At 41.9% G+C, this 26,783-nt stretch carries 25 protein-coding genes; 8 read left to right on the top strand and 17 right to left on the bottom strand.

The features are described from left to right. Position 1: 1 nt before the first annotated feature. The 17 genes from IEX80_RS25590 to metK form a co-directional block, all read right to left on the bottom strand. Positions 2–1,345: an acetylxylan esterase gene (locus IEX80_RS25590; protein ID WP_188834587.1), complete on the bottom strand. Its 1,344-nt coding sequence runs from the start codon at positions 1,343–1,345 to the stop codon at positions 2–4. Positions 1,346–1,352: 7 nt separating this feature from the next. Further along, positions 1,353–2,585 (bottom strand): acyltransferase family protein, encoded by a 1,233-nt coding sequence (locus IEX80_RS25585; protein WP_188834586.1) that lies wholly within the window; start codon positions 2,583–2,585, stop codon positions 1,353–1,355. 584 nt (positions 2,586–3,169) lie between these two features. Beyond that, positions 3,170–4,120, bottom strand: coding sequence for a tRNA modification radical SAM protein MnmL/YtqA (mnmL, locus tag IEX80_RS25580; protein ID WP_188834585.1), 951 nt, complete (start codon positions 4,118–4,120; stop codon positions 3,170–3,172). A 477-nt stretch (positions 4,121–4,597) separates the two neighbouring features. After that, positions 4,598–5,389, bottom strand: a complete 792-nt coding sequence (locus IEX80_RS25575; protein WP_188834584.1) for a DUF5995 family protein — start codon at positions 5,387–5,389, stop codon at positions 4,598–4,600. A gap of 66 nt (positions 5,390–5,455) precedes the next feature. After that, on the bottom strand, positions 5,456–6,202 hold the full coding sequence (locus IEX80_RS25570) for a sulfite exporter TauE/SafE family protein (RefSeq protein WP_188834583.1): 747 nt from the start codon (positions 6,200–6,202) through the stop codon (positions 5,456–5,458). Positions 6,203–6,274: 72 nt separating this feature from the next. After that, positions 6,275–6,757, bottom strand: a complete 483-nt coding sequence (locus tag IEX80_RS25565; RefSeq protein ID WP_188834582.1) for a DoxX family protein — start codon at positions 6,755–6,757, stop codon at positions 6,275–6,277. Positions 6,758–6,959: 202 nt separating this feature from the next. Continuing rightward, complete coding sequence (locus IEX80_RS25560; protein ID WP_188834581.1) at positions 6,960–7,352, bottom strand: hypothetical protein; 393 nt, start codon at positions 7,350–7,352, stop codon at positions 6,960–6,962. An 893-nt stretch (positions 7,353–8,245) separates the two neighbouring features. Beyond that, positions 8,246–9,271, bottom strand: a complete 1,026-nt coding sequence (locus IEX80_RS25555) for a hypothetical protein (protein WP_090533947.1) — start codon at positions 9,269–9,271, stop codon at positions 8,246–8,248. Positions 9,272–9,419: 148 nt separating this feature from the next. Continuing rightward, complete coding sequence (locus tag IEX80_RS25550) at positions 9,420–9,995, bottom strand: hypothetical protein (protein ID WP_188834580.1); 576 nt, start codon at positions 9,993–9,995, stop codon at positions 9,420–9,422. A 148-nt stretch (positions 9,996–10,143) separates the two neighbouring features. Next, a complete protein-coding gene (locus IEX80_RS25545; protein WP_188834579.1) occupies positions 10,144–10,680 on the bottom strand; it encodes a hypothetical protein in 537 nt (178 codons plus the stop codon). A gap of 642 nt (positions 10,681–11,322) precedes the next feature. Beyond that, on the bottom strand, positions 11,323–11,811 hold the full coding sequence (locus tag IEX80_RS25540) for a hypothetical protein (RefSeq protein ID WP_188834578.1): 489 nt from the start codon (positions 11,809–11,811) through the stop codon (positions 11,323–11,325). Between the two features lie 3 nt (positions 11,812–11,814). Next, positions 11,815–12,228, bottom strand: a complete 414-nt coding sequence (locus tag IEX80_RS25535) for a hypothetical protein (RefSeq protein WP_188834577.1) — start codon at positions 12,226–12,228, stop codon at positions 11,815–11,817. A 372-nt stretch (positions 12,229–12,600) separates the two neighbouring features. Then, positions 12,601–13,038, bottom strand: a complete 438-nt coding sequence (locus tag IEX80_RS25530) for a hypothetical protein (protein WP_188834576.1) — start codon at positions 13,036–13,038, stop codon at positions 12,601–12,603. An 11-nt stretch (positions 13,039–13,049) separates the two neighbouring features. Beyond that, entirely contained in the window at positions 13,050–14,744 is a 1,695-nt protein-coding gene (locus IEX80_RS25525; RefSeq protein WP_188834575.1) for a hypothetical protein, read from the bottom strand. 220 nt (positions 14,745–14,964) lie between these two features. Next, positions 14,965–16,005 carry an AAA family ATPase gene (locus IEX80_RS25520; RefSeq protein ID WP_229701767.1) on the bottom strand — a complete coding sequence of 347 codons (1,041 nt, stop codon included), beginning with the start codon at positions 16,003–16,005 and terminating at the stop codon, positions 14,965–14,967. A 761-nt stretch (positions 16,006–16,766) separates the two neighbouring features. Then, entirely contained in the window at positions 16,767–17,285 is a 519-nt protein-coding gene (locus tag IEX80_RS25515; protein ID WP_188834573.1) for a hypothetical protein, read from the bottom strand. Between the two features lie 454 nt (positions 17,286–17,739). Then, positions 17,740–18,990, bottom strand: a complete 1,251-nt coding sequence (gene metK / locus IEX80_RS25510; RefSeq protein ID WP_188834572.1) for a methionine adenosyltransferase — start codon at positions 18,988–18,990, stop codon at positions 17,740–17,742. Positions 18,991–19,207: 217 nt separating this feature from the next. On the opposite strand from metK, the gene IEX80_RS25505 reads away from it, so the two are divergent. From IEX80_RS25505 to IEX80_RS25470, 8 genes are all read left to right on the top strand, one after another. After that, entirely contained in the window at positions 19,208–20,095 is an 888-nt protein-coding gene (locus IEX80_RS25505; RefSeq protein WP_188834571.1) for a diacylglycerol/lipid kinase family protein, read from the top strand. Positions 20,096–20,100: 5 nt separating this feature from the next. Continuing rightward, the gene (locus IEX80_RS25500; RefSeq protein WP_188834570.1) at positions 20,101–20,436 is read left to right on the top strand and encodes a translation initiation factor; all 336 of its coding nucleotides are present in this window, start codon (positions 20,101–20,103) and stop codon (positions 20,434–20,436) included. A gap of 432 nt (positions 20,437–20,868) precedes the next feature. Continuing rightward, complete coding sequence (locus IEX80_RS25495) at positions 20,869–21,702, top strand: MotA/TolQ/ExbB proton channel family protein (RefSeq protein WP_090533930.1); 834 nt, start codon at positions 20,869–20,871, stop codon at positions 21,700–21,702. An 87-nt stretch (positions 21,703–21,789) separates the two neighbouring features. Then, complete coding sequence (locus tag IEX80_RS25490; RefSeq protein ID WP_112654858.1) at positions 21,790–22,413, top strand: ExbD/TolR family protein; 624 nt, start codon at positions 21,790–21,792, stop codon at positions 22,411–22,413. A gap of 6 nt (positions 22,414–22,419) precedes the next feature. Continuing rightward, positions 22,420–22,965: an ExbD/TolR family protein gene (locus IEX80_RS25485; protein WP_188834569.1), complete on the top strand. Its 546-nt coding sequence runs from the start codon at positions 22,420–22,422 to the stop codon at positions 22,963–22,965. 40 nt (positions 22,966–23,005) lie between these two features. Continuing rightward, positions 23,006–23,836, top strand: a complete 831-nt coding sequence (locus IEX80_RS25480) for an energy transducer TonB (RefSeq protein ID WP_091175774.1) — start codon at positions 23,006–23,008, stop codon at positions 23,834–23,836. Between the two features lie 223 nt (positions 23,837–24,059). Beyond that, a complete protein-coding gene (locus IEX80_RS25475; protein WP_188834568.1) occupies positions 24,060–24,980 on the top strand; it encodes a PstS family phosphate ABC transporter substrate-binding protein in 921 nt (306 codons plus the stop codon). A 17-nt stretch (positions 24,981–24,997) separates the two neighbouring features. Further along, on the top strand, positions 24,998–26,695 hold the full coding sequence (locus IEX80_RS25470; RefSeq protein ID WP_090533922.1) for a tetratricopeptide repeat protein: 1,698 nt from the start codon (positions 24,998–25,000) through the stop codon (positions 26,693–26,695). Positions 26,696–26,783: the final 88 nt, after the last annotated feature.

Raw genomic sequence — 26,783 nt, 5'->3', positions numbered from 1 at the left:
TTTAAAATAAACCAAAGGTGTCGCGCATCCAACGGCCTTCATAATCCTTATATACCTGGCTTACCTCGTGCCCAAGGTTTTTAAATACCATTAAGTGCTTATCGCCATGCATCGAATTGAACACCGCGTAACCATTGCCTGGTGGTACATATGGGTCCAAAAGGCCTAAGCCCAAAATAGTAGGACATTTTATGGTTGTTACAAAGTTTTTGGTATCGTAATAGTCAAGGTTGTTGAGTACCTGGTTAAATGTTACGCCAGGCTTACTTAAAACATATTTTTTAATGTCGTTAATGGGCCATTCAACGGTGCCAACCAGGTTCCGGATATCGCTCATGATAGGGTTTTGTGCCGAGCAAAGTGTAACCCTATGATCAAGGCCGGCAAGCGCCAGGGATAAGTAACCGCCCATACTGCCACCGGTAGCCAGGATCTGATCGTGTCTTAAATTAGGCTGCGCATAAATAAAATCAACCGCGCGTACGCAATCCATAATCACGCCGCGCATTACGTACTTGTTTTTATCCTCAACGCGATAGGAGATAAAAGCATCGCGCTCGGTATGGATCACATCGCGGCTGGTACCTTGCCCACGGGTATTAAGCGTGATGATTACCAGGTCGGGATCGAGGCCTACTATGGGGTATAGCTTTACCTGGTAGCCGGGTAAGCCAAGCAATACCGAAAACTTCTTGTTTTTATTTTTGCTGATGGGCACCGTCATGTAACCGCGGATGGTAAGGTTATCCAGCGATTTCATTTCTATTTCGTAAACCTTGCGGTTTTCGGTGTTCATGGATGGCACTTCGGTGATTTTGTAATTGGGTTTCACTTTGGCCAGCTCATCTTTGGCGGTTTGCCAAAACTGGTCAAAGTCGGCCGGCCTGGCATATTGCGACCGGATTTCCTCCGGCCTGATCCCAAAAGCGCGGCGAGTGGTATCGTCATAATCGCTCACATTGATCATCATGTTAACCTTGTAAAAACCTGTTTTTAGGTTGGGTACCTCAAAATCATATTTGGAAGTGCTTTTTTTGCCCAGGTTTACCGGCTTTGACAGGGTTTTAACAATTTGCCCATTTTCGGTAGTGATATTGTATGATATGCTGCCTTCCTGGTTAGTATCATAAGTGTTTTTAATTTCAAAGCTGAACGAGGCTGTTGAACTGAATATACCATCCTTATTATTGATAGTTAATACCGTTGATACTTCATCATCACCACCGCTTTTGCCGGTATTCTCCGCCGGGTCTTTTTCGGTTTCCTGTGCCATGGCCGGTAGGGCGGCACACCAGGTCAGTAAAACGAAAGCAATGATCAGTAGTTTGTTAGCGTTTTTTAGCATGTTGTAATTAGGCTTTAATCTTAGCTGATTCATTTTCGGGATTACGTGCTTTGTTTTTAATCAGGAAATCAGACTTACGGATATAATGATTAAGTGGTTCTTCAATTAATTTAAACAACGTTATGGAAACGATATTTAAAACGATAAAGGCATACAAAAGGTTTAAGCTATCATACTCAAAAGGCGAATGCCAGTCGACACCCCATTTATCATAAAGCTCAAAAACATAATCGTTAAGACTGTTCATACCGTGGTGTATAAAGTTGTACATATAACCCAAGTGGATCAGGTAAAATATGTACGAGCTTTTGCCCAGCAGTTCAATAAAGGGGTGTGATAAAAACTTTTTGAGGAAGGTAGTTTCGGTGAGCAGGCCGTAAAAGAAAATCGTTATGGATATGGCCAGCAAATAGTTATTGGTTACAATGCCCCAGGGATTATGCAAACCGGCTTCATATCCTTTTGGGATAGTTAAGGCAGACATGATCCACACGCAAAAAAAGATCATGAAAAAACCCAGGTAGGTAAACTTCTTTTTACTGGTACCATCAAGCTTTTGTTTGCGTACTATGAGCGCCAGCTGAATGCCCGCATAAAACTCAAAACATCGGCCTAAAAAGGTGTACAGCATCATGAACGTAAAGTTGCCGAAGAAACCGAACCAGTTTACATGACTAAAGATGAATACAAGCAAAGCCCCTAAACCGGTAACCGCGATAGGCTGTATATAAAACTTTTTGTATTTAGTGGCGATAAGGAAAATAAATGGCGCCGAAAAGTAAAAACATTCTTCAACCGTGAGCGACCAGCCCTGTGCAATGCCTGTAAACTTAAACTGATCAAAAAAGCCGCGCACAAAAACGATATTCATGAAAAACATAACCACCGGGTTTTGCCCTGCCGTTACTGTTGGACTTTGCGTAAAATGATAAGCTATGAACGCCCCAATGGTAAGCAATGCATACATGGGATAGATGCGCGCCACCCGGTTTTTAAGGTATTGCAGAAACCAGGCTTTTGTTAATTTAAAACTATCAAAATAACGAAATGCGATCAAAAAGCCCGAAAGCACAAAGAAAATGGTAACCCCGATATGGAACTCGTTAAAGAAACGTTGCACAGAGTGGGGAAATTTCTCATCAAACACATAGGCAAAATGCGAAATGAAAACCAGGTAGGCCGCCATGGCCCTTACACCAGTTAATGCCGGGATATAATTGGATTGTGCTCTTTGTGACAAAATAGACGATTTTAACTTTCAGATCAATTTAATTATACGTAAATGTTTGCAAAAGGGATACCAATGTTTAGGAAGTAACAGCTAACAAGTGTGATATTTTAAGTTGCAGTGGCAGCTTTTAGTTGCAGGGAGAAGAGCATTGATTTGCTTATTCGTTAAACCAGAACCGGGATTTGGGGGGATTGGCCGGATTGATGGATTTTGTTGACTCGTAAGTTTCCAAAGCTTTTTTATAACATCGTCATCGCGAGTACCCATCAGGGAAATCCTGAAAAAAACCGTGATGACGTATAAAGTATATCTTAGCGATGGTGCGCTGGGCGCGTTAGTGATAGTAGCGGATACCGGCCTTGTGGCTAATGCCCGTGCAGTATGAGCGGATAGCACGGGCCGCAGGCAACGCCCATATCACAAAACAGATCCAAAAATACCTTTGATAATCAATACTGCGCTATTGTTGGTGTTGTCACCAACAACTTCTATTTGTTCAATACACCATTATTCTTAATTGCTTTACCATTAATAGCCGAGGGGTAAATGTTGTTGGTGACAACACCAACAACGGCAGAGTAATCCGGCAAATCCTATAAATCAAGGTTCAGGCGGCTTCCCTGCACCACACCTCTGCTTAAAATTCTCTGATCAATGTAATACTGGATCTCTGATTTTTTCAATCCCCAGTTGGGGGCGATGAGCAGTTCGCGGTCGCTGAGGCCGAAGAGGCGCTGGATCACGATATCCGGGCGAACAAGGGGCAGTAACTCGCACAGAAAATCGGCATATTCATCAATGCCAAACAGGTGAAATGGCTCGCGTTTGTATTTTACGCCCATTACCGAGCCTTCAACAATATGCAGGTGATGGAATTTTACAAACTTGATCTGTTTAAAACGGTTGATCTCGTCGGCATATTTCAGCATCATTTCTTTAGTTTCCCAGGGGAAACCGAAAATAGTATGCACGCAGATATCCAGTTTCGAGTTTTCGACCAGGCTCAGGGCTTTCACCAGTTCTTCGTGGCTGCAGCCCCGGTTGATCTGGTTTAGGGTTTCGTTATAGATGCTTTCCATACCCATCTCCAAATCAACATCAAAACGGTCGGTGTAGCTTTCCAACAGGGCAATCTTTTCGGCGTCAATACAATCGGGCCGGGTACCTACCGAGAGGCCTACAATATCTTCGGTACCGTAGCTTAGGGCTTCATCGTACAGCATTTTCAAATAATGCGCCGGGGCGTAGGTATTGGTATTGGGCTGAAAGTAAATAATAAACTTATCGGCCTTATTGCCTTTACGGGCGCGTTCCATGCCCTCCTCAACCTGTTGGCGTACCGTGGGGGCGTTGCGGCTTACAGAAGGGGTAAAGGAATCAACATTACAATAAGTGCAACCGCCGTAACCTTTTGAGCCATCCCGGTTGGGGCAGGTAAAACCACCATCAACAATTACTTTAAACACGCGATGGCCTTTGTATTTTTCCTTAAGCCATGGTCCGTAATTGTTATAGCCTTTTTCCCAGGTTGTTATTGTTTGCATTTATGATTTCACCGATTTTTGGATGAAGGCACCAATTAACAGCTGCTTTCATCGATCAGGGGGCAAAGATAATGAATTTTGATGAGGGAGAGTTTATTGTTAGGAAGGCTTATATAGTACGTTATATACTTTATATTTAATTGACTGCCCGGCGATACACAATATTAATTATTATTGTATTATAAATAATCTAAATTCCAAAGTGTGTTACACATAGGCTCAACGCTCGAAACAATTGGTTTACTTGGTGTATACCTGTGTAATATTCCGCTATATATTTATAAAATACTGTGTGCAGTGTTTACAGGGCAACACCTTCCCAGCTATCGGTATCTCTTTTATGTACCTCAATGGCTTAACGATTATGTGAAGTTTTTTGGTGGAGGAATGCTGGTATTGTTTTTTGTGCTGATCGCAATTTACAAATAGGATCTCCCACCTCTTCTTACAATTTAGCGTTTACCCAGCGCTAAACATCTAATTCACCTTTAAATAAGTCTTTTTATAAGTACTCAAAATCTCAGTTATTTTGGATGGGTCCCGTTTTTCAAACAGGTGAATGATCCATACGGTAATACGCAGCATCCCAACCGGGTTAACAATGCCAAGTCCCAGTTTATTGATATCACTATCCCTGCTGGCAATTTGCTTAGGATAAGCATCCCCGTTACGGGTAAACAGATCTTCGGCAAAGCACCAGGCGCCATCGCGGGCGTTGCTAAGGGCAAACTGGATGAGGATGGAATTATTTTGCGCATGCAGGCCCGCCAGTGACAGCAGCGGCGAGATCCGGTTCAGCTCGCTGATCACCTCGTAAGTAAGTGCCGAAAGTATAGTATTGATGGAATTAAAATCATTATGGACCTCGGTTAGCGGTTGGTTAAGATTTCGCGCTACTTCAACAACAGCAACACCCAAATCAAGGTTGATATGCGCGTTCATTCCAATGAGCAGGTGCTGCAGTACCAGTCTGGATGATTTATCAAAAATACTGAAAGCCAACTCCCACGACTGTGAGCAGGGCTGTTTTTGCTGCCAGCAATAGTAAGCCATAATGTACCTGTTGGCGAAGATCACGTCCAGTTGTTCCATGCGGGCAGGGTTTTCAAACTCACCGTTTTGGATGCCTTCCCTTACCTTGCAGGTAACCTTATGGTACAGGGCCGCGAAATACCCCGCCCTGCTGTCGGTTTTTATAGCGTCGGCAATAATAGCCTCTAACTGTTCAATAATCTGGTTAATAGTTTGGGCTGGTGCAATAGGTTCCATAGCAGGCAGATAAGTCCAGGTAAATTATTTATTTTAAAGATAGGTTTTTTGTTGATGGCTTGTACATCAGGTTTTTATGTTGAACAGGCAAAATACAATTAAAAATAGCCCGATAAGCAGTAAACCCCAATATACATACCTGAAAAATGAAGCGCTATTTAGCTTGTGATTAAGATATCGTCCTAAAAAAATCGCGGGGAAAACAGCCGGTAGCGACATGATAAAATATTTCAATACTTCCCCGGTAATTAGCCCTTTAAAAATATAGCCTGCTACACCAATTAAGCTTACCGGTAAAAAGTATCCCTGAAGTGTTGCCCTGAAATTTTGAGCGCTCCATTTGCGCATGTTACCATAAACAACCAGCGGTGGCCCGTTAACGCCATAGGCCCCTCCCAAAACTCCTGATAGAAACCCACAGATAAACAACCATAATTTACTATCATGATTAAGCTTAAAGCTGTTTTTGCCAAACATGGCATATAACGAGTAAAGGATGATGAGGGCACCCAGCCCTGTTTTTACCCAAAACTCGTTGCCATATATTAAAATCAGCAAGCCGATGGGGATGCCTGGTATAGCAAAAATGATAAGCCATTTCGCGCTGTTAAACTGGATGCTGCTATGATCCTGTATCACCACTACCAGCGCAATCAAAACAGAAATGAGTACCGAAAGCGGAACGGCAACGCCAAGAGGGATAAATATGCTTAGTAGTGGTACAGCAACCAGCGACTCGCCAAAACCAAAGGTCGATCGCACCAGTGTAGCAATAAAACTTATAATAAAAATGTAAAGAAAAACAGTGTACATATCAATGTGTATTAAACCTATTGATCATTTGCCGGGGAGGCTTAATGATCAATAGGCTGTTATTATTTTTTATTATGACTTAGTTGTGCCTCGTTTAGACGACAGAATGGAATCGACAGAAAATATGCCGCCTCCCGAGATCAGCAGCGAGATTAGTCCGGCGATATACAATAAATTGATCTCATATCCCGGTGGACCGAAAATTGGTCCGTTGGGAGTTAAACCAATGGTTTTTACCGAACTGAAACCATAATCAATTTGAATACCGAACATGGCTACAAGCATAATGCCGATAAGTGGCAAGGCGGTTAAGCTTACCATAAACCCGGCAAACATGGCCAGGCCGCCAACCAGTTCTGTTACGGTTGACATCCATGCCATAGCATGCGGGAAAGGGACATGTATCTGGGCCAGCAGGTTTCCGAAGGCTTCGGGACCTTTAATTAATTTTGCCCAGCCATGTGCCATAAAGCCGAAGCCGATAGTCAGACGCAGAAACAGGGGAGCTGATTGCCGGTAATTTTTACCGGTTATTGAAAAAATATGTTTGATCATGATTTAAAAAAAATTGATATGCAGTGATCATTTAGGCCGTGTATACAGATGCCGCTGCAGATAGCAACATCAATAACAGAAAAGCCGGGGATCATTAAAAAATTGAATACAAAGAGCCGTAAGGCGTTAGTGGACAATGCTTAAATTAAACGCACAACTTAATTGTTGCATGGCGAGAAGCATAAAATGGGGCAGGAAAGGTTCAGATCAATAACGACCTGTTTGCCAAATAAAGCGGGATGGTATTTAAACCCCGGGCAGCGGGGTAGGGGTATAAAACAACAAGCCTTTTTAACGGGGCTATGCTCCCAAAAAATGCTGCCGCAACAACAATTGCCAGGAGCAAGGGGATTGTTGTTTTTGATACAACTTCCTGGTATGGTATAATTTTATCGCCGCTATTGTATGCGTTACATACGTCATCAACAATAGCTTTGATATCGCGCGGGGCCTTTTGCTCTTTATTTTGAGACGAATGGCTGGCGAGCGAACACAAAGTATTCCTTACCGGGCAGTAGCCAAGCACCAGGAAAATCACCATCATCATCAAACTTAGTGATGAACGTATGGGCTTAATGTTTTTTCCGCGTATCATGCTTTGGCCTTTAACAATGTTTTTGGCGTAATGGTTAAACAGGTATCGCAAAGATAATATGTTTTAAAGAACGGTATTGTAACAAGATAATGCACAACAGGAGGAGATTAAATTAAAACCAGGCCGCGTGAGATATGCGTGGCTGCGTTTTGAAAGCTAACAAAGGTAAAATTCAGGACTTTTTGCCAAAAGCGATGAGCTTGATAACATGCATAACACGGCAGCAAACGCTAAAGATTTATATAAAGCGCCGAATACGCTGTAATTTACGGCACAAATAAGTGTAAAGTTATTTTGATTTTGTTGCGTGTTGGAGGTTTATTGCTAATAATATCCTAATTTTTTAACCTGAAAGAAATAATAATTGTAAAAGTGCCTTTCGTATATCAAAAAACGACTGTTTAATAAAACTATAGCCAGTTTTATACGTACTAATTATTGTATTAATTAATTATTCACCTAAAATTAAACACTATGATTACGTTATTATTGGCATTAAGCGCAAGTGCATTATGCGGTTTTTTTGTTGCGCACAGTACAAAGGAAAATGAATGTTAAATGTAATAGACTAAACGGGGTAATTATGTGAAAAGGCTGATCAGAGATGATTAGCCTTTTTTGTTGGATACTTCTTTCGGTACGAACGTTGGCTTTCGCTACCGCAAGGCCAATGTCATTAAGTTAAGGAATCCCCCAGAGGGGGTACAGGTTTGTAGCAATATAATAACACCAAAATAACCGTGCCAGAGGTACGGAACACCGGAGTTGTGTACCTCTGGCACACCGGAAATTCATTCCTATCCATCTCTACAAACCTTTTGCACCTCTGGTGCAGCCTGTCAATTTCTTAACTTAATGACATTGCGCGTGCGCCAGCGAAAGGGCAGGGTTTTTTAAAGCTTTTCGATATTTATATAGTTGATTACACTTTCGGTCAAATAATCAAACAAAGCGAGATCTGATTTTGGGAAATAAGGGGTGATAGGATAGAATCCTTTATCGTCTGCCGAACCTTTAACGATTTTTGGAGGAGCTTCAGTAATATGGTACCAATAAGTGCTCAGGTCGCGCATGAAAAATTCGTAAGCAGCCCCTATTATCCCAATTCCTGGTTCAAAAACAAATCGGTCCATACCGCGATAGTAACTTACGCCGTCCTGTATCCAACTGTCAAGCAACCAAAATTTGTATGCCTTTTTGCCTTTATCCGAAATTATATAAGACAAATTGAGCATCGGGCCGCCTTCTACGCCCAGGCTGGTTTCAGAATCATACTTGTTGTAGTTTGAAGAAAAAGCACCATTCGCCCGGTAATATGCAGATTCATATTCGGCCGTACTTCGCATTTTTGCATTCAAATTAAGTCGAAATCCGGCAGGCTGTTTATTAGCACTATCGCCAACTGTTAAAAACTCTGTAAAACAATCGGTAGCATTACAATAATAGCCGTCGTTTTTTTTAAGTATCAACTCGTAATTAAAATATTTCAATCTATCCAAGCCATCTTTTCCCTCGTTCTGGTATCTTGAAAATTTGTTTTTCATTATATCATATAACTCATTCAAGTTAATTACTGGTGCTTTCAAAGTATCAATGTCTATTTTCTGCCATTTCGGGTCTTTGCTAAAAAGAGAAGGCATCACAGAAAATACAGCTAAGTCCTTTTGGTTAAACAAAATGTTAAATATTTCAATTGTCAGGTCGGTTTGTGGTTGTGTAAATAGGCTACTTTTAAGGGTCACTCTGTGAGCCGAGGTGCCTTTTGGTAAAGCAGCAGCGTCGAGCAAAACATATCCGGCAGGCGGAATTTGAAAATTTCGGAACATCATCCCATTATTATTAAACCCTTTCGGCGGTTGTTGAGCCGTCGCGATTTTAATTGTACCGAAAAGCAGTAGTATTAAAGCTTTTTTTTTCATATTTATAGTGTAGATATAATACCAACGTAGCAATTGCCTCAATAATCTTAGTGAACATGCGTACTTCAGCGGAGAATTTCCAAAGTAATTAACAACCCCGTTATATGTTTACAATTAGCCATTTCATAGTTACATACCCTGGTAAATTCTAATTCATCGCGAGAGGCATCACTATCGACTTAAGTAAAATACAATCAATAAAATTCAGTTTCTCATTATCGCCGAAATTGATGAGGTTTTGTATTGAATTTCCAAGCTGATCATACCGTTCCTGCCGTTTTTCATACATCAATTTTGTTTTTTCATCCAGTTTGCTTTGATAATCGTTATTTTCCCAGCCCGTCATAAATCCGCAACCAGCATTATTTGTAATCATCAGCGGTAAAATATAAGTTCGACCACGTAGGTTCTTTACCTGGTCTATATTTACGCCTTGCTGATTTATTATTGTAATAACTTTCGCAATCCCATCTTTTATAAAAATGGGGGTGGTTGTGGTATAAGTAACATTGGTAAGTTGATGCTGATTGTTAATATTAAAACGTATAAATACACAGCCTTTCCAACAGGTACTTTTTGCTGAATCAATGTCAGGTTTGTAATTATTTATAAAAGCATACTTTATTCCATCAAAACCCCTGATCACATTATCCTTAGAATGGATTTGCGCCATAGATAATTGGGACAATAACGGAAACAAAAAAAACAAGAACAACTTTTTCATAATGTTTGATTAATTGCAGCTTTTTCCAGTTAAACCTTCTCTTTGAAACTCGGTATAACACCAACCAAGAATAGTAGTATCGCCACCGCTTCATAGTATTTCTCTTCATTATGACGCCCCATGGCTCCACCAAAGCCCTTTTACAGCATTACCTATTACCTTTGGTGAGCACCGGTATGAAGATCGGAGACAACATAACGGCTTTTCCGGTAAAGTCTTTGTTATTGAACTTCAAGTACGATTCCAAATACCCATTGGTGTAATACTTATTGGAATTAGGTAATTGGGGCTCATAACTCACCGGGATCAACAAAGAAACGTCTTTATAGGATTTTATCCTGGCATACTTTTCAAGCGTCGCCTTGTCATCATGCCATTTTTTCTTTTTCCTGTTATCGAACGCCCTAACAAACGTAGAATCTGCACTGTCCGAGAACCGCATGTCTACCACCTTTCCATTCTTGTCAATGTCAATTTTCAACACCGCAAACGTCGGTGTTGTGGTAGACATATACGACGGATTATAAAAGGAGTTGTACACGGTACCGGAGAATTCAGTTAAAAGACTATCAGACAGGGTATGTTTATATTTGCCTTCACCCAGCATTTTGTCTTGCGCCTTCACTGTATTTATCCCAACACAAAAGGAAATTAAAACAGCAATACTTTTTAACGGATTTTTCATATCAAATTTATTTACATCTTGTACCTAATGAGCCAATTGAATAGGCAGATTGAGTAGCTGCAAAACTGCCCGATAATCCCATATCTTTTGCGACTGTGTATAGGAAAGTAGTTGTCTGATCGAGTCCACCCAAAGATAAATTCTTTGCATCATTAGGAGGTATTCCAGGAAACATCGTCGTTAACGACGCGCTCATTTTGTTAACGTAATCAATAATTATATTCTCATGTTGATTCTTAGGATCGACTCCTTCCGCTTCCAGATAGGCATGTAATGCCTCATGTATGATAACCGTTAAAATTTATTAAAATATACTGCAAATATTTTTTTATAAATGCCCCGTCAGTATTGATATATATATATAAACGATATTGAGAGTATACATTTGTGACTATAAAGCCTCTTAATAATAGTTAATATATGCCGTTATAGGTGGTTTATTCTGAGCGTAATGCATTTAAGGGTTTGATATTCAATATTGCCCTATAATTTTTAACCGGCAGGAGTATGTAGCGCTTGATGCTGTGGCCCGAGTATTCACTCCTTTCCGGTATTGAGCTTATGATGTTACAGAAGTCATAACAATAAAAAATAGTATTGCTATAAACTTTTTTCATAGTCGTCTTATGCCGTATGGCTTGTTCAATGTCGACTGTCCCTTTTCTTATCCGTTACAGGGAGTATATTTTCTTTATCTATAGTGGTTACTTGTTGACGAGTGGGTAACAGTCTTATTTTATGGCTTACATACTCATTCGCATCACTTTTTTCGACGATGTAAAAGACATATAATGTCTGTGCGGTTAAGTCACTGGTCTTCTTGGCTCGCTCTATGAGGCTGGAAAGGCTGACAAAGTTGAAAGCGGTTATTTGATCACCACTTATCTTCCGTCCCGGGTCTTTTACATTGAATACGAAGGTGGGATAATTGTTAAATTTTAGACAAGGACATTGGATTGCATAATATTTATACTGCGACTCTACGCCAATATCCCACATCCGATCTTTTACCGGGGTATTAGCCGTATCGAGAAGATAGTAAATCGTATCTATATTACTCACAGCCTTTTGAGCCGATGCCGAAAGAGCGACACAGAATAAAATTAGTGTTGTTAAAAGATTTTTCATCATACTTTAATCGTTACAGTTTCCAGGCAATTTATCTGTTGAGTTAAGGGAAGATAAATAAAAACCATTTATTTGAGTATCAGTAAGCGAATATTTGGTTTTAATGGCATTGTATGCTTGCTGTAAATTGGCTGTTTGAGCTGCGGTTGTGGTAGGATCAGAGGTGTTCAGTCCATATAGCATTGCCATGGCATATTCTCCATCGCTGTGAGCCCTGTTGTCCCACGATTTTAACGAACTAACCGCCTGATCGAAGTATGAAGTCAACATCACCGAATGATTGCTGAAGTTAGAAGGGAGCCCGTCTATCGTGCACCATTGGTCTATAGAAAGCAGCCAGTTATTTTTGCTAAAATCTGTGTATCCTTGCGATGCATTATCTTGCGCAGTGGCAAGTCCATAATTTATATAGGCATGCATTGTTTCATGAATTATTGTAGCCGCAATTAATAACCGCGAGCTATGCAATAACATTTGTGTATTTAATGTAACAGTGGCACTTTGACCAATGCCTGTCGGCTGTGACCTTGTTTCTCCTAACTGATATGTTAATTGCGTGCTACCAGGTTGCGTAGCTGCCCAGGGCAGTGCCGCATCCCGTAATCGGTGAAGGGCTCCAAATTGAATTCGGCGTTTCGTTGTCACAGTTCATGCATCCTAAAAATTGGTCGTGATTTTTGCCTCCGTAAATATTTAGCTTGCTTTGCGCTTTTGCAGTACAAGCAATAATGATAATTAGAAGGTATGACTATTTCCAGTTTTTTCATGTTATTTATATACTGAAATTGTCGTTCAATTACGAAAGTCGTGAAAATTGTCGTTATAATATTTAGGTATATCCTTAACTATTTGCTGCCGTTCTTCGCTCACCGCATTTACAAACGGTTCCCATGATCGTTTCGGATTCTTTCTATTTACGGTCATATATCCTTTAGACTTACCATTTTCGTCAAGTATAATCGGCGGACATTTTGCTTTTTTATTGAAAGGGGAATAATCACTCTTAGTACTTCCGTACACGCCATTCGGATTCCATATTGAGTTAGTCTCGTGGGTAGACCCATATCTCCCCAGTGTGTTCCAGATGGAATTAGGATCATCATTTGTACACGTGACACACCCTAAAAATTGATCGTGATTTTTGCCTCCGTAAATATTTAATTTAGACTGGGCTTTTATTGACAATGCGGACGATAAAAAGAACGCAAGCGAGATGATAATTTGTTTCATAATCAATTATATTAAGGACATTTTGTTCCAACTGAGTTGCCTTTTCTGACATCTCGTTCCGAGTCGTTGGCATATTTAATACTGCTATCATCCACGATTCCTCCTTTTGCAAGCGCCAGCGCCTTATCAGCAGGAAAGGAAGGATTATATGCTAATATCGCATCTTTAAGCTGTCCAATGAAGTATTCAGCCATAGTTATGTGCCCGCCTGTTACGACCTTGGTTTCGTATCCGGCTCCCGGGTCGATCCAATAATCGTATGGGTCAGCGCCGACCACGCTGGTAAAATTGGAGTGAGCAACAACTTTTACCATCGGATACTTGGCACTGAAACCAGCATCACCAAGCGTTTTGTGTTCTAAGTTTAAATAAGCGTGAATGGCTTCATGATAAAGCGTTACGAGCCGGTATTCGTTCGATGAATTGGCAAGCACAAAGGGGTTGAGATATACCTTGTAGCCGATCGTATGTCCGTCTTCTGTTGCATTATTGCCGGTAAAATCAGCCGCAGGGCCATCAACAAACGTAATGCTTTTACTGCTTGTTGTGCCGAAGGCTTGATACAGTATCCTTGCAATATTAGTGTTGAGAGTGGTCAACTGCGCCACCAATGCCCGGGCGCATTGGTAGTTCGTACTGATACTATCTCGTATGTCTGTGTTGGGAATGGTAACCTGAGTTGATGTTACAACGGTTGCACATGGCACGTTTCCATTTGGTGGAGGAAAGCCATCTCCAGGAGGATCGGTCGGAAGCGGTTGTAGCTGGTTCACCGTCACACTGTTAACACTGATCTTGCCAAGGTTATCAATCGCGTTTGTTGGCACACATGGTGCAGGAGAAGGAGGAGTTGTCGTCCCTCCGCCGCCCCCTCCACCGCCGCCAGTTCCGGGAATAGACCCGCCACCACCGCCACCGCCTGAATCCCATGTGCCCGAATAGGTGGTGACACAATAGCTGTCAAGCACGACGGTTCCCGTGCTTTGCCCATTATAGGAGCTTGTTTGTGTCCAGGTGTAGCAGGTTGTAATCTCCGTTAAGTTGGCTTTTATCGCATCAGTCTGGGTTTTGCCGGTAGTAGCAGAAGTAGCCGAAGCACTGTCAGGCGATATCTGCCCACTGATCGTACCGTTTTTGTACGTCCATGCATTCACAAACTTACCTTTTGGAGTGGAATAGAGCACTACGCCGGTAAAGGCGCTGTCCCGCTTGTTGTATTTGTTGCGATCAAGTTTCCTGAGATCACCTTTGAGATATGACGGGTCGCCGATAATAGTCATAATGTAGGCTTGATAGACGCCAAGCGACTTTATCAAGAGGAATGAGCTTTTACTGTTCGCTGCTTTGTATTCCGTCCCGGTGGTTTGTTCTTTTATGCCAAGGGCAAGCTTTCCCGAGGTCACTGCGTCTATCGGCATTTCGAGCACCTCGTCATCGAAGCGTGTATATGTTGTACCGTTGTTCCAATCAGGCTTTACACCTTGGCTCCAATCTTGGCCGACTGATGCTGCCTGCACAGAGAGTTTGGTGCTGGCAGGATACGATTTTTCGTACCAACTTTTTGCTTCGTTGACAGCGGCAGGATTTGCAGCAGGCGGCGTAGTCACATGGTTATCTTTTTTACAACTGCCGATGATTACGGCGATGAGCGTGATAGGCGCACATAGAAGTAGTAGCTTTTTAAAAGCCGGTTTAGGTTGTTTCATTATTTTAGTAGATTGTCTTTAGGCAAGATAATAACTAAATAATAAATTAAAGAATATTTAATATTTTTATTTATGCACATGGAGCCTATTAGGGAAAGGCATTAAAATGGTATTACCTATGCGCTACCATGATTTTGCTAAAATATTGTAGTTTTATAGTAAGTATTTGCTAATGATATCGATTAACGTGAATACCTTTGCTGCAATATCCCAAACCACTTTATCCCCCCGCCACCCCCAACACCCTGTTTACCGCCGATAAGCTCATTTCCAACCTGCCGGCAATCTGCCTTTGGCTCAAACCCTGCTTATGAAGCGCGAGTACATCTGCGGCCCGGCGTTGCCGTTCTACCTGGCTGTAGCGGCGCAGGTGTTTTACCTCGTTATCGGTATGGGAGAATACAAACTGCAAAAAGCCATTTTGCCTTTCCAGCCGGCCAAGGCATACGTTATGGCTGCCGTACATTTCGGCGGTGCTGCGTTGTTTTACCTGTTTTAGGTAGCGGTAGCCGGGCAGGGTTTGGCTTTCGGCCATGGCGAAAGCGCTGTCGGCAAAGTTGATGAGCATTTTGCTGCCCTGCAGGTCGTTGCGGGTAATGAGCAGTGAAGGGTTGCGCTTGGGGGTGTGGGCCAGCACCAGGATACTGAGGCCATGGCGGGTTTTAAGCAGCTTGAGTTGTTTCATGAGCGAGAGGGCCTGGCTGCTGCGTTCGGTGCCGTTGCGCAGGCAGGTGATATTATCAATAATGAGCACCCTGGCATCGGTACGTTTAATAGCTCGACTAAGCGCGTGGGTTATAAACTCATCAAAAGTTTTAAAATCTTGCGGCAGGCCGGTCATCTGGTCAAACTCGCCGCGGTAAAAATTTTCGTGAAAGGTGTGGGTGGTGCTGCCATCGGTATAGCGCTGTTTAAATTGTTTGCCGGTTAGTTCAAAATCAATGTAGAGGACCGGGCAGGGTTCGGCATCCATTTTAAAAGGCGTAATGGCCTGTCCGCGGGTAATGCTGTCGCCCAGTTGTACGGCCAGCAAACTTTTGCCCATGTTGGTATCGGCAAACAGAATGCACAGCTCACCCTCAAGCCAAAACTCGCCGAACAGCATCCGGGGCGTTTGGCGTTCGCGTTCCATCTCCATCCATGTACTGGCCTGGTGAATAATAAAAGCATCGGGAGGGATAGCGTCAGGGTCATAAACCCTCGGGCGGATCCCTCTTTTAGCGTCTCTTCGCGCCGCCTCGCGCACATCGGCGCGGATCATTTCCACAACCAGTGGTCGTCCATTTTTTTCAACATAGTGTTATGTCGTTGATAAATTAATGCTTGGTGTTTAGGGCAAAGTCGTAAGTCCCGGGTAAAGCGGCATAAGGGTTCAGAAGAAATAAAAAAAGCGAAGGATTGCGCGATTCCCCTCTTGAGAGGGGTGGAGGGGTGTGTTACTCTACGCGCGACTTATCGCTTGTATAACACACCCCTGCTCCCGCTTTTTCCAACGCGCCCCCCCCTCTCGAGAGGGGAGTTTGATGTGTTTAAGCTGAATTAACCTCATAAGGTAACGGCTATGCTCCCAGCGGAGGGAATTAAAAACCTTCCGAACACTTACGGCATAACCCCGACTTATGGCTTCCGGCTCAGAACTATTGACTTAATGCGCCCGGGGAAATTTTCATAACCCCTCTCCAAAGGAGAGGGGTGTGTGAGGGGCAAATTTAGCTGTAGGTTTTTGCAATATTGGTGGCGCTGTTTTGTCAGTACCTTTCGATAAAATGGAGGGTTCAAATAAAAAACTCAAAAAAACAGCAAAAAATACATGAAAAATACAAGGCAAAAAACGCGTTGAACCGCTGCTTTAATGAGCGGTTAAATTTACTGGTGAAAAGCTTTAATTGTTGATAATCAAATATTTAACTATGTTTCACCAAAAATGCTAAATAGTTGATTTTTAAGATGTTTCATTAAACGCTTGTTTCGCGTTTCGGCTCTCAAAAAATGGAACACTTGTGATTTTTAAAAAAAGCAGGATCAGGAAATTTCACTTTTTTTTCGGGAATCAAAAAAATGGGACACCTCATTTGTTACAATTCCGGGGTGCAGGCTAAACACCACTTTAACTTGCAGTACCATACTTATAACAAGGCAAACCAACCATGCCGCAAACCATTTAAGTGATAGCCTGGTGTTTATAACGGCCTTAAAAAAGAATACGGTCATTACCAGCAAGGCTAAAGCTATAGCATACGTAAACTGCTCCCAACTGCTCACCGGTATATACCTGAACACATACACAGAAAACATGGCGCAGCTGCCCGCCAGGCTGGCAAAGCTCACACGCCTGATGAAGACCCATTTATTGGTTTCGAGCAGGATGATAGCCGCTATAACCATGACTACCCATTTACTGCATGCAACAACGTTGGATAACAATATGGCCTCGGGCGTAACCACATAGCCAAACTTTTGTTCAATGAACCATGCGGTTATCATGACTGATGCGGCAAAGTTTATGATGGCGGTTATGGCGTTTCGGGTGTTAGCAGGCATTTAAATTGGGCTCGGGGATTTTGGGTGATAAATGTATGTATTTATAATTTAATTAGGAAAGCGGGAGTTTGGTTCGAATGGTGTTGTTTTTGTCAGCAGGAAAGCTTTGGGCGAAACCGGGCAGAACAATGCGGGGGTTGCGGGTACGGAAGGGCATAGCAAGTTTTTGCAGAAGCAATGGCTGGAGGGAGCGAAGCAGGGCAAAATAATTGCAGCCCGTGGTTCTGGCTGGTTTGCAGGGTAAAGGCCCGTGCGGCAAAAAAGCCTCCCTGCTGACTTGATGTTTGGTTACTTTGCATCTAAGGTAAAGTAACAGCCCCCGCGGCAACTGAGCGGGCCAATGATTTTTGTTATTACTAAAGTACTTTCCTGCCTTATAAACAGGATGGCCCCAAAACAACAATAGCGACAGGTAAGCCCGTCGCTATTGCGTATATTATATAGGTGTAACTCATTACAACCCGAAGGCTGCTTTAACCTGGTCAACATGATCAAGCTTTTCCCAGGTGAACAGTTCAACTTCGCGTTCGAGCTTGCTGCCGTCGTGGCCAACAAAAGTTTTGGTAACTATTTCGTTAGGCCTGCCGAAATGGCCGTAAGCCGCGGTTTCGCTGTAAATAGGGTTACGCAGTTTAAAGCGGGTTTCAATGGCGTATGGGGTCATATTGAAAATGCCTTCTACTTTTTTGGCAATGTCACCGTCGTGCAGGTCGACCTTAGCGGTGCCGTAAGTATTTACGTAAATACCCATTGGCTGTGCAACGCCGATAGCGTATGATACCTGCACAAGCACTTCATCGCACAAACCGGCGGCAACCAGGTTTTTAGCGATGTGTCGGGTAGCGTAAGCGGCCGAGCGGTCGACCTTTGAAGGGTCTTTACCAGAGAAAGCGCCGCCACCATGTGCACCTTTACCACCGTAGGTATCCACAATAATTTTGCGACCGGTTAAGCCGGTGTCGCCATGCGGCCCGCCTATAACAAATTTACCGGTTGGGTTAATGTGGTATTTAATATCATCGTTAAAGAAGTGGGCGTATTTAGGGTATTTAGCTTTAACACGTGGAATCAGGATACTGATGATGTCGGCGCTGATTTTGGCAAGCATGGTTGGCTCGTCGTCAAAGTCATCGTGCTGGGTTGATATAACGATAGCATCAATACGCTGCGGTTTGTTGTCGTCGCTATACTCAAGCGTAACCTGCGATTTTGCATCCGGGCGAAGGTATTTGATCTCATTGTTTTCGCGGCGGATGGCTGCAAGCTCAATTAATAAAGCGTGGGCTATATCAAGGGCAAGCGGCATATAGTTGTCGGTTTCAACAGTGGCATAGCCAAACATCATACCCTGGTCGCCGGCACCTTGTTCTTCTTTGGCGGTGCGGTCGACCCCCTGGTTAATATCGGGCGATTGTTCGTGGATAGCCGATAGCACACCGCATGAACTGCCGTCAAACATATATTCGCCTTTGGTGTACCCGATCCTGTTGATCACCTCGCGGGCAATCTTCTGTACGTCGAGATAGGCTTTTGATTTTACTTCGCCGGCTAAAAAAACCTGGCCTGTGGTTACCAGCGTTTCGCAGGCAACTTTCGATTCGGCATCAAATGCTAAAAAATGATCAATCAGCGCGTCCGAGATCTGATCGGCCACTTTATCCGGGTGACCTTCTGATACAGACTCTGAAGTAAATAAATATGACATAAAATTTAAATAAGTAAAGTAAAAATCGACTGGGAAGGTTTTAAGACGGATCGGGCGGTAAAAAGAAGCATGGTTTTAGCACTTTTTTACGTGGTTGCAATCCGGCTCCGGTGTAAAAAGGAGCATTAAATCAGTCCACATTCGGGCGGTAAAAATAAAACAAATTTCACAAAGCCGAAAATACATTTACTTTTGAAGATTGAAATAATATATATAGTTGAAACGGAAAGCGTTATTTATAATAAACCCAATTTCGGGGGGGAAGAAGAAGGACGGGGTGCCTGAACTGATTAAAGATACTATTGATGCCGGTGTAATGGAGCCGGTTATCGCTTTTAGTGACGGCGTGGCACATGCAAGGGTTATCGCATCCGAAGCCATTGGCAAATTTGATATAGTGGTTGCAGTTGGGGGTGATGGTACAGTTAATGAAGTAGCATCGGCCATTGTGGATACAGATACATCGCTTGGTATAGTTCCATTTGGCTCGGGTAACGGGCTTTCGAGGTTTTTAGGAATCCCAATGGATACAAGGGATGCTATTAAGAACCTTGCCTCGGGCCGTACCGAAATTATTGATTCGGCCAGGATTAACGGGCAACCGTTTTTTAATATGGCAGGCATGGGATTTGACGCTCACATCAGCGAGATCTTTTCGCATGGTAAAAAGCGCGGTTTTATCAGTTATATAAAATCGTCGATAAAGGAAGTAGTTGGCTACCAGCCGCAAAACTATCACCTTGATATCGACGGAAAGAAATATGATTATAAGGCATTTATGCTCAGTATAGCCAATTCTTCGCAATATGGCAATAACGTGCATATATCGCCCAAAGCAAGCCTGCAGGATGGTTTGCTGGATGTTTGCGTGATAAAGCCTTTTCCGTTGTGGAGGTTTCCGGAGATGAGCATGCGCATGCTGATTAAAGCAACCGAAAGCTCAAAATACGTAGAAATTATCCGCGGTAAGCAAATCCTGATAAAAAGGGAGCATACCGGCCCTATTCACCTGGATGGCGAACCCCAGGTGGCGGGTACGGGCATAGATATTACTATATTGCCAAAATCATTAAAAGTTATAGCTGGCCCGTCATTTAAAAATTGATCAATATGGCTAAGAAAAATTTTACAGGCGTAGTTTACTCAACCGACCCCGATTTTCAATACCAGGAAACCAGTGGGGGAGGGGCCGAAACATTGCCGCCACAGCAGCAAAATCTTAAAATATATCTTGACCGTAAAGGAGGCAGCAAACTGGTTACCCGCATTGCCGGGTTTATTGGTGCCGATGCTGACCTGGAAGCTTTGGGAAAAAAGCTAAAATCAAAATGCGGGGTTGGAGGTTCGGTTAAAGATGGCGAAATACTGATCCAGGGCGATTTCAGGGATAAAATAATGGTATTATTACAAACCGACGGGTATAAAGCTAAAAAAGCCGGCGGGTGATCTGAAAAAAATAAACAATTATAAACCGGTAGTTTAACAAACTTATTTGAAAGAAGGATTTTTAAACAAAGTGCACAACTATCTGTTACAAAGCTTGCATCATAGTTAAAAGGTACAGAAACGTTTATAAACTTAAAAAAAACGGGCCATTTTTAGCTTGGTAACACAAATTTTATGTGTTATCACTTGCTATTTTTAAAAAAAATGGTTTTCATTGCATATAATTGTGTTGGTAACACACAATAAAATTGTAATGTTGCGTTTATATTCACCAACAATACACAGAATGATATTCTGTATTAAAAAATTGTAAAGAATAACATAAATGGTTTTTTTAATTCAATAAAATTCTATTTTTGTTATTCCCAACAAACAGCGCATTTTAACTAACTTATAAAATAAACAAAAACAAAAACTAAAAATTCAAAAGTAATGGCAAACGCACCAACAAAACCAACTACTCCTGTTAAGAAAGAAAGCTCAAGTGCATCTGGCATGTTTGCTTCTTTAACCATTCCAATCTGTCTTATTGTTACAACTTGTATCTTTATATTCATTTTAGGTGATCCAAGCCACTTTAAAGGTGGTGATGTTAACGCTTACCCAACAGACATTTTCGGCACAGTTCACAGTGGTGGTGTTATCGTACCGGTGATCATGGGTTTCTTATTAATGGTTATCGTTTTCTCTATCGAGCGTTTCATTGTTATCAGCAAAGCTTCAGGTACTGGTAGTGTTGATAGCTTCGTAAGGAAAATCCAATCTCTTTTAAATGCCGGTAACATTGCAGGTGCTTCTGCAGAGTGCGACAAACAAAAAGGTTCTGTTGCTAACGTTATCAAATCAGCACTGAAAAAATACGGCGAAATGGAAGCTGAACCAAACCTTGACGTTGATCAAAAAACTTTAGCTATCCAAAAAGATATCGAAGAAGCTACTGCTTTAGAAATGCCAATGCTTGAGCAAAACTTAACTATCATCGCTACTTTGGTATCTATCGGTACGTTAACCGGTCTGTTAGGTACGGTTGTGGGTATGATCAAAGCGTTCTCTTCATTAGCAACTGCCGGTGTACCTAACCAGGTTGAACTATCGGCTCACATTTCTGAAGCCTTGATCAACACTGCATTTGGTATCAGTACTTCAGCTATTTCAATTGTTATGTACAACGTATTTACGTCAAAAATTGATAAGTTGACTTACGCTATTGACGAAACAGGATTTAGCATTGTACAAACATTTGCTTCATCTCACAAAAACAAATAAGAATATATTAGTGCTATGCCTCATGCACAATAAGTTAGGGGCAAGATAGTTAATACTGAAACACTATATATTTTTAAGAAATTTAACATGGCAAGGATAAAAGTTCCAAGAAAGAGCACCGCAATTGACATGACCGCTATGTGCGACGTGGCGTTTCTGCTGCTTACTTTCTTCATCATGACCGCAAAAGTAAAAACCGAGGATCCGGTACCTATTGATATACCAAAGTCTTCAATCCAGCAGCCAGTGCCTGAGTCTGATTTTGCTACAGTATCTGTAGGTAATCAAAAAGCTTTCTTTGGTGTTGAAGGTGTTGATATCCGCAAGGAAATGTTGAATCAGATGGGTTCAATATATCATATGACCTTTACACCTGAAGAACAAACAAGGTTTTCTTCTATCAATTCATTTGGCGTGCCAATGAACCAGTTGAAACAGTTTATCGCTTTGTCTGCTGATCAGCAAAAGAAATATGCACAGCCGGGTATCCCGAGAGACTCTGTTTCGGCAGAGCTTACCAACTGGATTCGCCAGGCCCGTATAGCTACCAAAGCCTTACATAACAAGGAACTTCGTTTAGCTATTAAAGGTGATAGCAAAGAGGAATATCCGGTTATAAAGGATGTTATCGGTATTTTGCAAAAGCAAAAAGTTAACAAGTTTAGTTTAATTACGGATTTGGGCAGCGCCGGTGGTGCTCCAAAAAAATAAAAGACCATGGCAGAATTAGATACCTCCGGGGGAGGCAAACATAAAGGCGGTAAGGTTCGCAGTAAGAAGCAATCAACCCGTGTAGATTTAACCGCGATGGTTGACCTGGCTTTCTTGTTGATTACCTTCTTCATCATGACCACTACACTCGCTAAACCAAAAGCGATGGACTTGGCCATGCCTGATAAGGATGAAAAAACAAAAGATCAGATGGATATTGCCGCTTCTCGTTCGATGACTATTTTATTGGGAAGCGACGATAAATTGGAGTGGTACATCGGCGAGCCGGGAAAATCAGCGCCCACAATTGACAATTTTGGCCCTACTGGGTTACGTAAAACGTTAATTGAAAAAAGCAAAGAAGTACAGCAAAAAACAGGCAAATACATGTTTGTTGTGATTAAACCAAGCGATAAATCAAAATATAAAAATATGGTTAGCACGCTTGATGAGATCAATATCGCCAATATCCAGAGCTATGGTATCGTTGATATTTCAGCACCGGAGATTGAGTTGCTTAAAAAAGACGGCTTGTACAACGATAATAAATAGTATTAAATAACGTTATAAACTTCCATTAAAGCCTTAACAGATGTTAGGATCAAAATTAGACATACTAAAGCAGGAATGGATCGACGTTGTTTTTAGTAATCGTAATAAAGCCTATGGCGCTTACGAGTTAAGGAAAGAGAATTCAAAAAACACCAGCAAGTCGTTAATCATTGCTATTGTGGTTTTTGTATTTATAGTTTCTTTGCCAACTATCATCAACAAGATCAAAGGTCTTATCCCAGCGAAAGACGAAAAGGTGAAGATAACAGACGTGGTTCTGTTGCCTCCGCCACCGGTTGACCAAACCAAAAAACCACCTCCGCCGCCACCTGAACCACCAAAACCAAAGGTAGACCAGGTGCGTTTCCCTCCTCCGGTTGTAAAACCAGATAACGAGGTTAAGGAGAAAGATCCACCAACAGTAAAAGAACTTGCTGTTGCTGATCCGGGTCAAAAAGACCAAAAAGGTGATCCTAACGCCGACATTAGAATTGATGAGCCGGTAGGTAACTCAGACGTTAAACAAGTTGTTGAAGCCGATCCTAACCAGATTTTTACTTCAGTTGAGCAGGTTCCTGAATTTGCCGGCGGTTTGGAGAAATTTGGTCAGTACCTGAGCAAAAACATCAGGTATCCGGCTGTAGCACGTGAAAACAATACGCAAGGTCGTGTAATTTGTACATTCGTTGTGGAAAAAGATGGTTCTTTAACTGACATCAAAGTTGTTAGGGGAATCGGCAGCGGTTGCGACGAAGAAGCGGTTCGTGTATTGAAAAATTCACCAAAATGGAAACCAGGTATACAAAACGGTCGTCCGGTTCGTGTACAATACAGTGTTCCAATCAGCTTTACTTTAGCATCTGAAGAATAAGTAATGCCATTTAATTACAATAAAGAGCAAAAATCGCCCAAAAGGCGGTTTTTGCTTATTTTAGGAACTGCTGCATTTATTTGCTTTGTGGTTTTAGGTCTCATGATCATGTTTTGGGACGCGCTCCCGCTACAACTGCAACATTATCAACGTTTACTTTTCGGTGCGTTTATTATAGGATATGCGATTTTGAGGTTTTCGAGATTGTTTAAGAAGGATCAGTATGAAGATTAAATTAGAGGTTGTATATGTATTGGTTTTAATTGTTTTAATAGCCGGTTTACAGGCTTGTAAGCAAAAACAAGTAAAATCCGTACCAACCGACAGCTTCAACGCCGGAAGAGCAACTTTCGTAGCCGATGAATCTTTTTCGCCTATAGTAGCACAGGAAGAATATGTTTACAGAAGCCGGTACCCCAACGCCGACCCGGTATTTATTTATAAAACAGAAAACCAGGCTGTAAATATGTTGTTAAACGACAGTGTTAGGCTTGCGGTGTTATCGCGCAGGCTTGATACCGCGGAGCGTAATATAATAACCCGTCGTACGTTGAGTGTTGAGGAAGTACCTTTTGCGGTTGATGCAATTACATTAATAGTTAATAAGTCGTCAAATGATACCGCTATTACTGTCGCTCAATTAAAAAAGGAGCTTAAAGGCCAGGGGAACGGAAATAAAACTATAGTTTTTGATAATCCGAACTCAAGTTTGGTAAGGTATTTGAAGGACTTCTCTGGTAATAAGGAGTTTAAGCAAAAGAATATATACGCGCTTAAATCAAATATCGAAGTTATTAAGTATGTAAGCGAACATCCTGACGCATTAGGCATTATAGGCTTTAGCTGGATTAATAACCCGGAAAAAGAGTATGCGGATTATGTTGAAAAAGTGAAAGTTGTAGGGGTTAGAGATGAAGGAAACAAACAGTATCCTAATGAATATTTTAAACCTTCGCAAGAATCACTTGTCTTAAAACAGTATCCCTTGAGCAGGAGTTTATATTTGATCAATTGCTCGAGTAAGAATGGTTTGGCAGCGGGATTTGTTACGTTCCTGGCCAGTGATGTGGGGCAACGGATAATACTGAAATCGGGTTTACTGCCTGATTCAATTCCCCCGAGAGAGATAATTTTAAAAAAGTAAACTATAACTAAATAAAGATGAAAATGATCAGTAAAATAGCTAAGGCTTCATTAGGACTGGTATTTTTAGGTTCATCATCAGTTTTTGCGCAAAGTCTTGCCGACGCCAAAAAAGCTATTGACGCCGAACAATATCAGAAAGCAGAGTCGATGCTCAAAACGCTTACTACTACTCAGCCAACCAAAGATGAGAATTTCTTTTATCTGGGTTGGGTGTACATTAAACAGGACTATGCTGATTCGGCGAAAGTCGTTTTCAATAAAGGTATTGCTGCAAATCCAAAATCAGCATTAAATTATGCCGGTTTAGGTGCTGTTGCCCGTTTGGATAAGGATAATTCCGGAGCAACAACCAACTTTAATCAGGCTGTAGCTTTGGCAGGTAAGGACGCAAAACCTTACACGTATGTAGGTTTATCATATTTGCTGCCTACTACAACCGATAAAAAAGTTGCGCCCGCTGATGCAGATGCTGCTATTGCAGTACTGACTAAAGGAAAAGCTATTAATGCGAAAGATGTTGATTTGCTTATCGCTTTAGGTGATGCTTACCGCTCTGTGTTAAAAAGTAACGAAGCGTACTCAAACTATTCTGACGCTTCTACGCTTGATCCTAAAAACCCGGCTGCTAAGGTTGCAACCGGTGTATTGTATAAATTTGCTAATAACTTTGATGGCTCTGAGCAGCAATTTAAAGACGCATTGGCTATCAACGCCAACTATGGCCCTGCTTACCGCGAGTGGGCTGAAACCGACCTGCGCTGGTCATTAACTGACCCCAAAATGGCATCAGCTAAAATTAAAGAAGCTGTTGATCATTACAAACAATACCTGAGCTTAACTGATCAGTCGGTAGAATCTCAAATGCGTTATGCCGACTTCCTGATCCTTGCAGGTGATTATAAAACTTTACAGCAGGTGGCTACTGATCTGTCAAAATCAGCAAGCACTAATGCAAGGGTTTATCGTTATCTGGCATATGCCGCTTACGAAAATAAGGATTACCAAAACGGTTTAACCGCCATCAATACCTGGTTCCAGAAAGCTGATCCGAAACGTATCATCCCTCGCGATTATTTATACCAGGGCCGTTTGCAGGTTGCCCTTAACCAGGATTCGGTAGGTATACTTACTCTTAAGAAAGCTTTAACACTTGATAGCACCCAAACTGATGTGTATGCTGAGATAGCTAAATCATATTTCCGCCAAAAGAAATATGCTCAAGCTGGTGATGCTTACAGGGAAGTTACTCTTAAAGGTGGTCACAGCGTTAAGTTAACCGACTATTTTTACGAAGGTATCAGCTATTATTATGGGTACGATACAAAAGCTCCTAACGATTCACTGCTTACACGTGCCGACAGTGCATTTAGCTATGTAATTGCCAAAACAGCTACCAGTCCGTTTCCGGATGCATTTTTATATCGTGCACGTGTTAACGACCTAAAAGAAAAAGACCGTAATAACATTTCAGGATACGCGAAGCCATACTACGAAAAGTATATCGAAGTAGTTAACGCAAAGGGCGCCCCTGACGAAAAAACCAAGAAAAGTTTAGCGGAAGCCTATGCTTATCTGGGTACTATTTACCAGTATAAAGAGAAAGACGACGCTAAAGCATCCGAAAACTTTGCTAAAGCGCGCGAGCTGGATCCTGCTAACAAAAGTGCCGCAGCTTACTTTCAACACAAAGGTGGCGCTGGAAAAGGCAAATAACATTATAAATTAACAGATATGAAGGGTCTCCTAAAAAGAGGCCCTTTTTTTATTCCGGTTTGAGAAATTGATTAATGACGGCGATTTG

This window comes from Mucilaginibacter rubeus (assembly GCF_014643835.1).
Taxonomy (GTDB): domain Bacteria; phylum Bacteroidota; class Bacteroidia; order Sphingobacteriales; family Sphingobacteriaceae; genus Mucilaginibacter; species Mucilaginibacter rubeus.
The sequence above is the reverse complement of the archived record's forward strand: the minus strand, read 5'-3'. Positions and strand labels throughout refer to the sequence as shown.